13 protein-coding genes and 4 tRNA genes are annotated in these 12,425 nt (G+C 53.8%); 11 read left to right on the top strand and 6 right to left on the bottom strand.

Annotated elements, in window-relative coordinates:
* Positions 1-907 precede the first annotated feature (907 nt).
* Positions 908-1,630, top strand: a complete 723-nt coding sequence (sdiA, locus tag RT657_RS03050) for a transcriptional regulator SdiA (protein WP_313652418.1) — start codon at positions 908-910, stop codon at positions 1,628-1,630.
* Positions 1,631-1,751: 121 nt separating this feature from the next.
* The gene (locus RT657_RS03045) at positions 1,752-2,363 is read left to right on the top strand and encodes an autoinducer synthase (RefSeq protein WP_313652417.1); all 612 of its coding nucleotides are present in this window, start codon (positions 1,752-1,754) and stop codon (positions 2,361-2,363) included.
* A gap of 30 nt (positions 2,364-2,393) precedes the next feature.
* Here the strand turns inward: RT657_RS03045 and RT657_RS03040 are convergent, their stop codons facing one another.
* Positions 2,394-2,618 carry a DUF2594 family protein gene (locus RT657_RS03040; RefSeq protein WP_313652416.1) on the bottom strand — a complete coding sequence of 75 codons (225 nt, stop codon included), beginning with the start codon at positions 2,616-2,618 and terminating at the stop codon, positions 2,394-2,396.
* 430 nt (positions 2,619-3,048) lie between these two features.
* On the opposite strand from RT657_RS03040, the gene uvrY reads away from it, so the two are divergent.
* The 6 genes from uvrY to RT657_RS03010 all read left to right on the top strand — a co-directional run bounded on the left by uvrY (position 3,049) and on the right by RT657_RS03010 (position 6,590).
* Positions 3,049-3,708, top strand: a complete 660-nt coding sequence (gene uvrY / locus RT657_RS03035; RefSeq protein WP_313652415.1) for a UvrY/SirA/GacA family response regulator transcription factor — start codon at positions 3,049-3,051, stop codon at positions 3,706-3,708.
* Positions 3,701-5,533, top strand: coding sequence for an excinuclease ABC subunit UvrC (gene uvrC / locus RT657_RS03030; protein ID WP_313652414.1), 1,833 nt, complete (start codon positions 3,701-3,703; stop codon positions 5,531-5,533). Before uvrY ends, uvrC begins: the two co-directional genes overlap by 8 nt.
* 69 nt (positions 5,534-5,602) lie before the next feature.
* Positions 5,603-6,151 (top strand): CDP-diacylglycerol--glycerol-3-phosphate 3-phosphatidyltransferase, encoded by a 549-nt coding sequence (gene pgsA, locus RT657_RS03025; RefSeq protein WP_313652413.1) that lies wholly within the window; start codon positions 5,603-5,605, stop codon positions 6,149-6,151.
* Positions 6,152-6,303: 152 nt separating this feature from the next.
* Positions 6,304-6,379: transfer RNA gene (locus RT657_RS03020), tRNA-Gly, on the top strand.
* Between the two features lie 40 nt (positions 6,380-6,419).
* Positions 6,420-6,493: transfer RNA gene (locus tag RT657_RS03015), tRNA-Cys, on the top strand.
* A gap of 10 nt (positions 6,494-6,503) precedes the next feature.
* Positions 6,504-6,590: transfer RNA gene (locus RT657_RS03010), tRNA-Leu, on the top strand.
* A gap of 110 nt (positions 6,591-6,700) precedes the next feature.
* Here RT657_RS03010 and RT657_RS03005 read toward each other — a convergent pair.
* Positions 6,701-6,964 (bottom strand): hypothetical protein, encoded by a 264-nt coding sequence (locus tag RT657_RS03005; protein ID WP_313652412.1) that lies wholly within the window; start codon positions 6,962-6,964, stop codon positions 6,701-6,703.
* 211 nt (positions 6,965-7,175) lie between these two features.
* Between RT657_RS03005 and RT657_RS03000 the strand changes: the two genes are divergently transcribed.
* Positions 7,176-7,251, top strand: a tRNA-Ala gene (locus RT657_RS03000).
* A gap of 774 nt (positions 7,252-8,025) precedes the next feature.
* Complete coding sequence (locus RT657_RS02995; RefSeq protein ID WP_313652411.1) at positions 8,026-8,223, top strand: DUF6404 family protein; 198 nt, start codon at positions 8,026-8,028, stop codon at positions 8,221-8,223.
* Between the two features lie 37 nt (positions 8,224-8,260).
* Here RT657_RS02995 and RT657_RS02990 read toward each other — a convergent pair whose 3' ends face one another.
* From RT657_RS02990 to RT657_RS02975, 4 genes are all read right to left on the bottom strand, one after another.
* A complete protein-coding gene (locus tag RT657_RS02990; RefSeq protein WP_313652410.1) occupies positions 8,261-9,766 on the bottom strand; it encodes a SulP family inorganic anion transporter in 1,506 nt (501 codons plus the stop codon).
* A 141-nt stretch (positions 9,767-9,907) separates the two neighbouring features.
* Entirely contained in the window at positions 9,908-10,168 is a 261-nt protein-coding gene (locus tag RT657_RS02985) for a biofilm/acid-resistance regulator YmgB/AriR (RefSeq protein ID WP_313652409.1), read from the bottom strand.
* A 386-nt stretch (positions 10,169-10,554) separates the two neighbouring features.
* On the bottom strand, positions 10,555-10,959 hold the full coding sequence (locus tag RT657_RS02980; protein WP_313652408.1) for a DUF2000 domain-containing protein: 405 nt from the start codon (positions 10,957-10,959) through the stop codon (positions 10,555-10,557).
* Positions 10,960-11,001: 42 nt separating this feature from the next.
* The gene (locus RT657_RS02975) at positions 11,002-11,847 is read right to left on the bottom strand and encodes an AraC family transcriptional regulator (protein ID WP_313652407.1); all 846 of its coding nucleotides are present in this window, start codon (positions 11,845-11,847) and stop codon (positions 11,002-11,004) included.
* A 145-nt stretch (positions 11,848-11,992) separates the two neighbouring features.
* On the opposite strand from RT657_RS02975, the gene RT657_RS02970 reads away from it, so the two are divergent.
* Positions 11,993-12,424 carry a MarR family transcriptional regulator gene (locus RT657_RS02970; RefSeq protein WP_313652406.1) on the top strand — a complete coding sequence of 144 codons (432 nt, stop codon included), beginning with the start codon at positions 11,993-11,995 and terminating at the stop codon, positions 12,422-12,424.
* Position 12,425 lies beyond the last annotated feature (1 nt).

Raw genomic sequence — 12,425 nt, 5'->3', positions numbered from 1 at the left:
TCAGGGTGAAGCGAGCGTGGATTAAGAGAAATTAATTGTTTATTTACCCGGAGTCGTTGAGGAATAACGCGCAGCGTTTCCGATAAAAATTTATTTTCAGATACGTCAGCAGCGTGACTATCGGTAAAGTGATTTTCATGACTAAAATAGAGTCAGTGAATGGCGCGCTGGGATGAGCAATAGTAATCGCCTGCACCGGGTTCGGGCCGACAGAGAAATTAAGTCAAATCTGAGTGCGTTCGGCACTTTTCTGCCAGTCAGATTATCCGCGCTGTAAAAAAGCAGAGGTGCAGAGCAACAGGAAGAGAGGTGACAGACGCGAAGAATAAGATGCAAAACGGTCTGTGAAAATAGCCGCTCGTTATCTCTTTCGGCCATCGCCTTAACAGCGTGAGCCTGGTCGGTCAGAGCCGTCAGGGCAGCGCGCGAGCAGGCAATCTTTATGGCCGGCGAATCGCTCTGTTAACAGAAAAACGAAATGGGTGTGCTTTTATTTGGCTTAACGCTTATTTCCTGCTGAAAAATATGTCGAACGTTCCTGTTTCTATTCAGCGCGCGACTCCATTATTAACACTTTGTTTACGCATTAAATACGCAACTGACGCATTCCTCCAGGCTATTTTTCGTGTACTTTATCGGGCACGGAATTTTTTAAGCTCATTTGCAGGGATTGAAATCCTATCAGAAAAATCTTATTCTTTGTGGGCGATTGAAATTGCTGTGACAGGCCTCACATTGTATTGACGAAGACAGGTCTTCACTCCCTGACCGTGGTGAAAGGTTAAATGCGCTGCAGAATGCGACGGCTCACGTCAGGAATAAATTAATCATTTTCTGCTAATTTATTTTAACGGATGAATCCGACTGAATAACACCGTAAGGGCGAGTAGAAAAACGCTGAGGCAATATGAGCACTGAAAATTATTTCGCCTGGCGAAGTGAGGTGAAAAAACAATTTCAGGCATTAACGCTTTCTTCTGAACTGAAGACGTTATTGCAACACTTTACTGAATCATTAGGCTTTGACTACTTTGCCTTTCTGATTCAGCATCCGGTGCCTTTTACCCGACCTCAGATACATTTGCATAGCACCTATCCCGGACTCTGGGTGAAGCGTTATGAGAAGCAGAATTATTACGCTGTCGATCCGGTGCTCACGTTTTGTCAGCAACCGGGCCGGGGGATGGCGTGGTCACAGGAGCTGTTCGCTGACGCCGGCGATCTGTGGGCTGAGGCAAGAGAACATGGGCTGATGAGTGGTTTTTCATGCTCTGCAATGGCACCAAATCGCGTCATTGGTATATTATCTATATCATCGAAACAGCCCATTCCAGTTCAGCTCTGCCATGCTGAGCTGGAGGTAAAACTACACCTCTTAGCGGAACTAAGCCTGGATACGCTGGAACGTATTCGCGATGATGCCATGATGGTGCTGAAGAATGCGTTCAGCCAGCGTGAGCTGGAAATTCTGAAATGGACAGCCGAAGGAAAAACAGCGGCAGAAATTTCGCTGATTTTATCCATCTCAGAACATACCGTTAATTTTCATCAAAAAAATATGCAAAAGCGTTTCAGTGTCTCCAATAAAACGCAAATTGCCTGTTATGCAGCGGCAATCGGGCTGATTTGAACAATAAACAACTGCCACTTTTAGCAGTTCCTTTGTTCAGGGCAGTTGTCTACCCTGCGCCGGAACTTTGCCAGGCTGGCGCAAAGAAATCACAGCAACATGAGGATGTCAGAGGCGCATAATGAAAATAGTGCAAACACAGTTAAAGGATATGCCATCCTCATTACTTGCCGAGCTGGGCAGCTATCGGTACAGCGTCTTTGCACGCGGCGAGGGGTGGTCTATTCCTCCCCGCCTCAGCACGCCAGGACAGGAGTATGATCGCTACGATCGTTCAGACGTCACCTGGCTTATCGCCTGGAACGCCCGTTTCGGGATCAGCGGCTGCGCGCGCCTGATGCCGTGGTTCGAGCCTGAGCAGAGCGAGGGCATCGTGTTGCCTTTCAGTCATGAGAAAGTTTGGGAGATGTCGCGCTTCTCAGCCCGACTGGAAGTGGATGCTGAGTTGCCGCTGAATATTCTGTGGCACGCCGTGCAGCTGGCTGAACTGAATGGAATGGAATATATCATCAGCTCGGCCACGCCGATGCTGGAGAAAATGTTTGAGGAGCACCAGGTCGTCTATGAACCGCTGACGCCAGGACTCATTCTGTCAGAAGATAACCTGTTTGCAATTCGCATCCCCGTGGTTCAGCCTGCGCTGGCCGAGAAGTATCGTGGAACGCGGCGTTTCAGCCCGGAAGAGGTACTGCCGACGCTGGGCGTGTCAGTGAACTGGCAGGCACATAACTGACCAGTCTGCCCCCGGGCGGGGGCAGAGGGCTTACTGGCGGTAGGCCGTTTTAATCTGTTTGATGGTATTGCTGAACACTTCGGCCTGTGGCTTATCGCCCAAAGTCTGCACATAGCGCTCCATGTTGATGATCACTTTTCCGGCATCAGCCTGACCCATACCTTTGAGGATAAGGGTGATCATCATCTTAAGACCCGCGATCTCATCCGCTAATTTCTGGGCTTCCTGCGAAGTGGCAAAATCTTCATCGCTCATGATTTTCTCCTTGGTGAATGACAACGTGCCGGCCCTCTGTCCGCACAGCAAAGCGTGAGTATATCACAGGGGCAGGGGGTTGCCGTTGCAATGGCTTCGCTTTGCGATAAATAGCTGGTTTGTCCAGTGAAACTAATCAATCTATGAAAGTAATTACTGCCATGCCAGACGGCGTTACAGAACAGAATCAGCCAGCAGAATTATGCCGTGTTACGATGTTAATGTGCTGATATAAAAGAGATTATCCTGTTATTAAGCAGCCCGGCTGATTCTGTGAAAATGCTGTTTATGCACGTTACCTGTATCCGTTACGAATCTTATAAAGCGCCCACTGTTTGACTTTGTTGATGTGCTTTTGAGGTAAAAGCGGGTATGATTGCCTCCTGAATTGTGAATGATTTCCCCTTTTTTAGCCTCCGGAGTTTCCCCGTTGATCAGTGTACTTCTTGTTGATGACCATGAACTTGTCCGTGCCGGCATCCGTCGCATCCTGGAGGATGTCAAGGGTCTGGCCGTGGTCGGAGAGGTGAACTGTGGCGAGGATGCGGTGAAGTGGTGCCGGGCCAACCCGGTCGATGTCATCCTGATGGATATGAATATGCCGGGCATCGGTGGACTGGAGGCGACGCGTAAAATCGTGCGCTACAATCCCGATATCAGGATTATTATGCTGACCATTCATACGGAAAATCCCCTGCCTGCTAAAGTTATGCAGGCAGGTGCCGCAGGCTACCTGAGTAAAGGGGCTGCGCCACAGGAGGTGGTCAACGCTATCCGCTCAGTGAATGCCGGGCAACGCTACATCGCTTCGGACATCGCTCAGCAGATGGCACTGAGCCAGATTGAACCGCAAAAAGCGGAATCCCCCTTCAGCTGTTTGTCGGAAAGGGAATTGCAGATTATGCTGATGATCACCCGAGGACAAAAGGTGACGGAAATTTCCGAGCAGTTAAATCTCAGTCCTAAAACCGTTAACAGTTATCGCTATCGGATGTTCAGTAAGCTGAACATCAGTGGCGACGTCGAGTTAACGCATCTGGCCATTCGACATGGTCTCTTCAATGCGGAGCCGTTAATCAGTAGTGAATGACGTTTTTGATTCCAAAGCCTTTCTGAGTACGGTAACCAGCAAGCCCGGTGTTTACCGCATGTATGACGCCTCAGGCACTGTCATCTATGTGGGTAAAGCCAAAGACCTGAAGAAGCGTCTGACCAGCTACTTCCGCACCCAGGTCGGCAGCCGAAAAACCGAAGCGCTGGTCAGCAATATCCAGCACATCGATGTCACCGTTACCCACACCGAAACCGAAGCGCTGCTGCTTGAGCATAACTACATCAAGCTTTATCAGCCGCGCTATAACGTGCTGCTGCGCGACGATAAATCTTATCCCTACATTTTTCTGAGCGGCGATACCCATCCGCGACTGGCGATACACCGTGGCGCAAAGCATGCCAAAGGCGATTACTTTGGCCCATTCCCCAACGGCTATGCGGTGCGGGAAACCCTGGGATTACTGCAGAAAGTTTTTCCTATTCGTCAGTGCGAAAACAGTGTTTACCGTAATCGCTCGCGGCCCTGTCTGCAGTATCAGATTGGCCGATGCCTTGGGCCCTGCGTGGCGGGGCTGGTCAGCGAAGAGGAGTACGCGCAGCAAACCGATTACGTGCGGCTGTTCCTGGCCGGTAAGGACGATCAGGTTCTCAACCAGCTGGTGAAACGTATGGAAGAGGCCAGCGTCGGCCTGCGCTTCGAGGAAGCAGCACAACTGCGCGATCAGATCCAGGCCGTGCGCCGCATTACCGAAAAGCAATTTGTCTCGAATCAGGGCGACGACCTGGATGTCATGGGTGTCGCGTATGACGCAGGCATGGCCTGTCTGCATGTGTTGTTCATCCGCCAGGGTAAAGTGCTGGGCAGCCGCAGCTACTTTCCGAAGGTGCCAGTGGATACCGACCTGGCGGAGGTCGTGCAGACTTTTGTCGGGCAGTTCTACCTGCAGGGCAGCGAGGCACGAACGCTGCCGGGCGACATTCTGCTGGACTTCACTCTTCCGGAACGCGAACTGCTGGCCGCGTCGCTCAGTGAACTGGCGGGACGGCGGGTGAATATTCAGAGCAAGCCCCGTGGTGATCGCGCCCGTTACCTTAAGCTGGCACGCACCAACGCCGCGACGGCGCTGACGACCCGCCTGTCACAGCATTCGACCATCCATCAGCGGCTTATGGCGCTGGCGGAGTTTCTTGAGCTCGACAAAATCAGGCGGATGGAGTGTTTCGATATCAGTCACACCATGGGTGAGCAGACCATCGCCTCCTGCGTGGTGTTTGATCAGAATGGTCCGCTGCGCGCCGATTACCGTCGCTACAACATCAGTGGCATCACGCCAGGCGACGACTATGCCGCCATGAATCAGGTGCTGCGCCGCCGTTATGGTAAGGCGATTGAAGAAGATAAGATCCCGGATGTCATTCTGATTGATGGCGGTAAAGGCCAGCTGGCTCAGGCGCTGCAGGTTTTCGCCGAACTGGATGTGCCCTGGGACAAGCGCCAGCCCATTCTGCTGGGCGTCGCTAAAGGCAGCGATCGTAAAGCGGGTCTGGAGACGCTGTTCTTCGAAGCGGAAGGCGAGGGCGTATCATTGCCGCCGGATGCCCCTGCGCTGCATGTGATCCAGCATATTCGTGACGATGCTCACAACCATGCGATCTCGGGCCACCGTAAAAAACGGGCTAAAGTGAAGAACACCAGTGCGCTGGAAAGCATCGAAGGGGTAGGGCCAAAACGGCGTCAGCAACTGCTTAAGTACATGGGGGGCCTGCAACCGCTGCTGAATGCGTCGGTGGAGGAGATCGCCAATGTGCCAGGTATCTCGCACGCGCTGGCAGAAAAAATATACTACTCCCTGAAACACTAGCATTGAAACAGGGGGGGCAATGTAGGAACATAGGATAAATTCTATCTATATCCAGACAGTTACCGGCATATGCAATTAAACATTCCGACGTGTCTCACCCTGTTTCGAGTCGTGCTCATTCCGTTCTTTGTGCTGGCTTTCTATCTGCCGTTTTACTGGGCGCCGCTCGCGACCGCCTTAATCTTTGTTTTTGCAGCTATCACTGACTGGTTTGATGGATTTCTGGCGCGTCGCTGGAAGCAGACGACACGCTTTGGTGCTTTTCTCGATCCTGTTGCTGACAAAGTGATGGTGGCCATTGCGCTGGTGCTGGTGGCCGAATATTTCCATGCCTGGTGGATCACACTGCCCGCAGCGACCATGATTGCGCGTGAAATTATCATCTCTGCGCTGCGTGAGTGGATGGCGGAGATTGGCAAACGCAGCAGCGTGTCAGTTTCGTGGATTGGCAAAGTCAAAACTACTGCGCAGATGTTCTCCCTGTTTGCGCTGTTATGGCGTCCGGATGCCACCGTCATCGCGATCGGTGTCGTCGCATTATACATTGCTGCTGTGCTGACTTTCTGGTCAATGTTCCAGTATCTCAGCGCCGCGCGCGGCGATTTGCTCGAACCGTGATCGATACGATTTAAAAAGCAGCAAACGGACGGGTTGGGAGGATAATTTTATTGACTCAATCCGTCAGGTCAGTAGAATGCAACGCATCGAAAGGCAGCGAGTCTGCCAGAAGATAAGTAAAATCAGCAGGTTCGATAAAGTTGCTGAAATTTGCGGGAATAGCTCAGTTGGTAGAGCACGACCTTGCCAAGGTCGGGGTCGCGAGTTCGAGTCTCGTTTCCCGCTCCAGATTCGCAGGTCAGGTTAACCTGACGGCACATCAGTTTAAGGCGCGTTGGCAGAGTGGCTATGCAGCGGATTGCAAATCCGTGTACCTCGGTTCGACTCCGGGACGCGCCTCCAGTTACACCCTGCCCGGGTGGTGAAATCGGTAGACACAAGGGATTTAAAATCCCTCGATCGTAAGGTCGTGCGGGTTCAAGTCCCGCCCCGGGCACCATATCGATTTACCTATAAAATCAATGATAAGCAGTGTCGTAAGCCGCCCCTTAAGAGGCGGTTTTTTTGTGCCCGCTGTCTGAGATATTGACTTCTTTTATCCCCTGCTGTTCAGCCACGCGAGCTGAATACCAGCTGCTCCTCGGTGTTACTCACCAGAATCATCTTTTGCGCCTCGCCGCTGGAGGAAACAAACGTCACTTCATTACCGATACTGAGCGCGTCGAACGCCTCCGTAGCCTGTATCCGCTTCTGGATCTCCAGCACCATCCGTGATGCAGAGGCAGCGGGTTGTTCGCTCACCTTATCAATATGGTAACTGGCGGTGAAATTCAGCTCAGGCTGATCGACGACATAAAACTGTCCTGAAGGCATAGTACGGACCTCGCGATAAAAATGGCCCGGCGTTCTGGCCGGAACAGGTTGTCTTAACAGGTAAGGTTAGCTGAATTATCGCGCTGCACAGCCCGCGATCCCTGATTTTTGACGCCGGGGGCAGGCGGGAAAAAGAGGTGCCGCTTGCGCTTGCCTGTTCAGGAAGTGGCGCTACCCTTATCTGGAACCGTTGCCTTTTCAGGCACACTGCTCGGGCATGGTATAAAGGTATTACTGCAACTCAGCATGAGTTGACGATGCAGGTTCAATTCCTGCTGCCCGGTCCACTTTCTCTCTCCCGGTTTTCTCGTCCACCTTTGCACGCTGACCGCGCCTTTGATTTATTTCTGCGACCCGGCGTCCTGAAATCTGTGTTTGCTCGGGCTGTCAGGCTTTCGGCTACTGCTACAGAGTACGTATGTGGCCGATCTCTTATCTCCTGACTGGTCAGTGTCGCCACCGTTGGCCACCAGCTCGCGGTCTGATTCCTTTAAGAAGAAAGGTAGGAGGACGGAATGGTTCTGCCTTACTGATGACCCGATCCCGGCCCACGCGTTAACCGCCTGCAACAGACAGAAGAAAACGGAGAGAGGTAGCGGGTGTGTCGCGATTATCAGGCTGGCAAAGGATGAGACTGCAAATGGCGGATATAGGGTATCAGCCAGCCTGACACGCAGGCTGGCTGAAGCCCGTCAGGCATGCGGTTGTCCTGATGGGGCCATGGTGCCGGGTGCCCCAGGCGGTGGCGGTGGCGCGTCTTTACCCGGCGGCGGTGGAGGAGGAGCATCTCTCCCTGGTGGAGGGGGTGCGCAGGCCGTAAGGGTGGCGAGAATGGCCAGAGTGGATAACAGATAAGCCGAACGTTTCATCATATTTCCCTGATTGGTTAAGCGGAGCGTTAAGTATAGATAAGCGCCATAAAATCGCCTGAAGCGAATCCGCTCCCTGATAATCAGGAAAATTGGTCAGGATTATTTGAAACGCCTCGCAACTCACGCATGTTGCCAATGCGTTTCGTGGCGTCCCGCGCTAAGGTAGCGCTTCATTTTAGAGGAGACGTTATGAATGGCATGATGAAGTTCGTCCGCGGGTGGCTGGTGTTTTCTGTTCTGTGGGGCGTATTCATGTGGTTTATGTCGTGGCAGGCGCAGGGTAAAGAGCCCGGTCTGGCCATTCTGACCAGTCTCTACGCGGGTTTAATTTATCAGGCGTTGATCACCATGGTCGGCCGCTATCGGGCGCGGCGGCAACAGGCGTAATCAGTTCTGCTGCCGGCAGGCAGCAGAACAGCCTCAGTTAACCAAAGTTACCGGTGAGGCGCTGATGGAAGTCGGTACTTCTTGAGTCCAGGCCTTCAATAACCACTTCTGTGCCATAACGCTGATAGCGATACTCAATGCCATCCAGCGCCGCGACGCTGGACGCATCCCAGATTTGCGCGTGGGTCAGATCGATCGTCACTTTTTTTGGATCGTGGGCATAATCGAAATGCTCGAACAGATCGTTGCTGCTGGCAAAAAAGAGCGGGCCACGCACCACGTAGCGCACCGACTCGCCATCCGCGCTCAGCTCGCGTTCCGCATGAATAACATGGGCAATGCGGCGTGCAAACAGTAACATGGCCAGAATCACCCCAGCCAGTACGCCCAGCGCCAGGTTACCGGTCCAGACCGTCACCGCGACCGTCAGGACCATAATCAGCGTTTCGGACCACGGCATACGCTTCAGCGTGGCGGGCTGCAGGCTGTGCCAGTTTACGGTTTTCACGGCCACGACCATCATAATTCCGGCCAGCACCACCATCGGGATTTGCGCCATAATCCGGCTCAGTCCGGTCACCAGCAGCAGCAGCACCAGACCGGCCGCGACTGTCGACACCCGACTGCGCGCCCGGCCCAGTTCCACGTTGACGATGGTCTGACCGATCATCGCGCAGCCAGCGATCCCGCCATAGAAGCCCGCCAGAATGTTTGCGACACCCAGGCCCCAGGATTCGCGACGCTTGCTGGAAGGCGTATCAGTCAGGTCATCAACCAGTTTGGCGGTCAGCAAAGACTCCATCAGGCCGACAAAGGCAATGCTCAGTGCGGTAGGCCAGATAATCAGTAGCGTCTGAAGATTCAGAGGAACCAGCAGGCTATTAAAGCCAGGCAGGCCCGGACTCATCGACCCCTCATCACCCACGTTCGGCATGCGATAGCCCATCAGCACAGCGACGGTCGTTACGACAACAATAGCGACCAGCGGAGAGGGAATGCTCTTGATCAGCCGCGGCAACACCAGCACGATAGCCAGCGTCACGGCGAAGAAAATCCAGACCAGTGAGGATTGCCCCCAGACGTGTGGCACCTGTGCAAAGAAAATCAGCACTCCGAGCGCATTCACAAACCCCAGCATGACGGAACGGGGAATATAACGCATCATGCGCGCCAGACCCGCCACGCCAAACAGGATCTGAATTATGCCTCCCAGTACTACGGCGGGCAGTATATATGCCACACCGTGCTGATGAACCATCGGGCCGATTACCAGTGCGACCGATCCGGCTGCTGCCGTTACCATCGCTGGCCGGCCACCCAGAATCGACAGTGTCAGGCACAGGACGACAGAGGCGATCAGGCTGACTTTCGGGTCAACGCCCGCGATAACGGAAAAGGAGATTACTTCAGGGATGAGTGCCAGTGCCGTAATCACTCCGGCCAGGCATTCACGGGTCAGCAGGGCAGGCGATCGCAGAACGCGTCCCACGCTGATATCAGCAGCCACAACCTCGGTTGCGGCCTTATCATTGGATTGAGTCATAAAGATTGCAGGCTCTTGAGTTATTTTGCTCCCGCGCGAGGGGCGGGAAAATCGGCATAGCAGGTGAGGGGCAGATATTACCGGGCGTGCTGAAAAGATACCAGAAAAAGGCGGATGAATCCCTCCATGGAATCGGTGAAGTTACAGTGAAAAATCGTCCGGCGTTTTGTAGACCACCAGTTCAAGCAGCTGCCGGTAGACATCCAGTGACGCCCTGTCGCTTTCCAGCTCCAGCCGGTGAATCAGCTTTGAGATGATGGCTTTGTTGTTAACGGGCATGCCGGACTGAAGGATTTCTGCAATCACAATACCCAGCGTTTCCATCTCACTGGCTGGCCTGTTGGCAGCCGCATTAAAATAGTCTGAAATTTCTTTATCGGTTCGGGGAAGACTCTCTTGCATGTGTAAGCCCTTTATAACAGCCCGCTTCCGGTTCGGATGTCAGGACAAAATCGATCAAAACCATCACATGGACAGATGCGATGGTGCCAGCTCAAAACGTGAGCAGATAAAATAACCTCTGAAGGTGGAAATCCACAGACACCTTCAGAGGCGACGCAAATGCATCATTCGTTACAGAGTCGTACCACAACTCATGGCGGTAAAGTTATACAATGAAAGCCAATTTGTACAATCGGATCCTTTGGCTAAACGTGCTATTCGTAGCTTTTCAGTAGCTTATAAGGATTATTCTGAAACAAAATCTGTACAAATAACCTATACAAAGAAGCCCGTTAAAGGCGGAACTGAAAAAAACGGGAAACGCTGGCCTGTTTCCCGTCAGCAAATCAGCTGAAAAGCGCCAGCTTTGCCGTCAGCTTACGCAGGACTTTTTTCTCGCCGACAACCGCCATGCCCAGCAGACGCCATTCTGCCCGCGGCTGTGTTCGCAGTACGTCGCGCAGCGCCTGATAATCGGTGGTGGTCTGGCCCGCTTCCGGAAACAGCACCAGATCACAGGCCTGTTCACTCGCTTCCCGCAGGGCATCGAGCTGCGGGTCTGTCGCCACCAGCACCGGGATGCCGGTAGTGATCAGACCGGGCGAAGGGCAAATTGCTGCATCCTCCAGGGGCGGGCCAACCAGCGACGGATGTCGCTGCCCCAGGGTTAACGCCATCACGGCAGCCGCATTGGCGGCTTTACCGGGTGTCAGCACGCTGTTAAGTATCATCACACATCTGAGGTCCTGCATTGCGTTTCTCCTGAATGAAAAGAACGCATTGTGACAGGGGGGTTAACCGGGGTCTGGAAGATTTGTGCAGGCGTGCTGATAGCGTGCGGGCGACAGCTGGCAGGCACGCTTAAACCAGCGTCCCAGGTGACTCTGGTCGGCAAAGCCCAGTGCGGCGGCCACGTCAGCAACGGGCTCGCCCTGTGCCAGCCGACGACGCGCCTGACTCAGCCGCCACTGCACCAGCCAGGCGTGCGGAGGCAGTCCCCAGTGTGCCCGGAACAGGCGTGATAGCCGGAAACGGTCGACCTGCAGGTGATGCGCCATCTGCGCCAGGTTTGGGTTGTCTGCATGGTAAGCAATCAGCCAGTCACGCGCCTGCAGTGCCAGCAGGCTATCCCTGGCTGCTGGCACTGCAGGCTGTAACCACTCGCGGTGCGGTGTGAGCTGAGCGGCGAGCCGATCGAGCGCCGCATCTTTGATCAGGGCAGGGTGGTTATGCCACAGGGCGTCGAACGCATGCCAGACCGCATAGGCCAGCGAACGGTCGTCGCGCAGCGTGGTGGCAAAGTGCAGTTCACGGGCTGCCCCGTCGGCTGTGACCGGGGGGAGGTGCTGCGCTATCTGCTGCGGCGAAAGATAGAGCATCCGGTAGGTGAAACCATTATCGTTGATGGCATCGCCATCATGCAGCTCCTCCGGTTCCAGCATAAAGACCGTGCCGGGTCGGCTCTGGTGCTGTTTGCGCCGTGAATGAAACTGCTGTACGCCTTGTTCAGTCACGCCAATCAGGTAACTGTCGTGCCAGTGAAGATCATAGGCATGACCTGTGAAGTGGGCGCGCAACGCCTCAATACCGCTTACGGCATCACGGCGCAGGTCAACCCAGTTTTCTGAGGGCTTTGGCATGGTATCGGGCTCCTGGTGGCGGCCTCTGGACATTCTGCCGCGATCCACTAATTTTTAACAGACGGGACGCTTTTCATTCGCGATTCCCTTTGCGTATAATAACGTCCTCTCTCAATTAGATATCTTACTATTAGGCTGCTAACGTTTGTCTGAACATACACGCACGTTTACCCATTTACTGCATCTGACCGCGCACGCCTGGCGTCTGGCAGTTGATCGTCACCTTAAAGATAGCGGATTAAGTATGAGCAGCTGGATGGCTATCGGACTGATTGCCAGCGAGCCGCAACGCATGACCCAGACCGAACTGGCGCAGATGCTGGGGCTGGAAGATGCCAGCATGGTGCCGTTGGTGGACCGGCTGGTAAAACAGTCATTGCTGATGCGGGTGCAGCCCCCCGAGGATCGCCGCAAACGCCATCTGGTGCTGACAGAACAGGGTAATGAAGCGTTCGCCAGAGTGAAAACAGAAGCGGATGCTCTGCGTACCCAAATGCTGGCAGATATCGCCCCGCAGGATCTGGCCGTCACCGAGCGCGTCCTGCAACAATTGCTGAGCCGTATGGGAAGCATGTAAC

The sequence above is a fragment of the Pantoea sp. genome (genome assembly GCF_032114055.1).
GTDB lineage: Bacteria > Pseudomonadota > Gammaproteobacteria > Enterobacterales > Enterobacteriaceae > Pantoea.
Note: the sequence above shows the minus strand (reverse complement) of the source record. Positions and strands in the feature narration are given on the sequence as shown.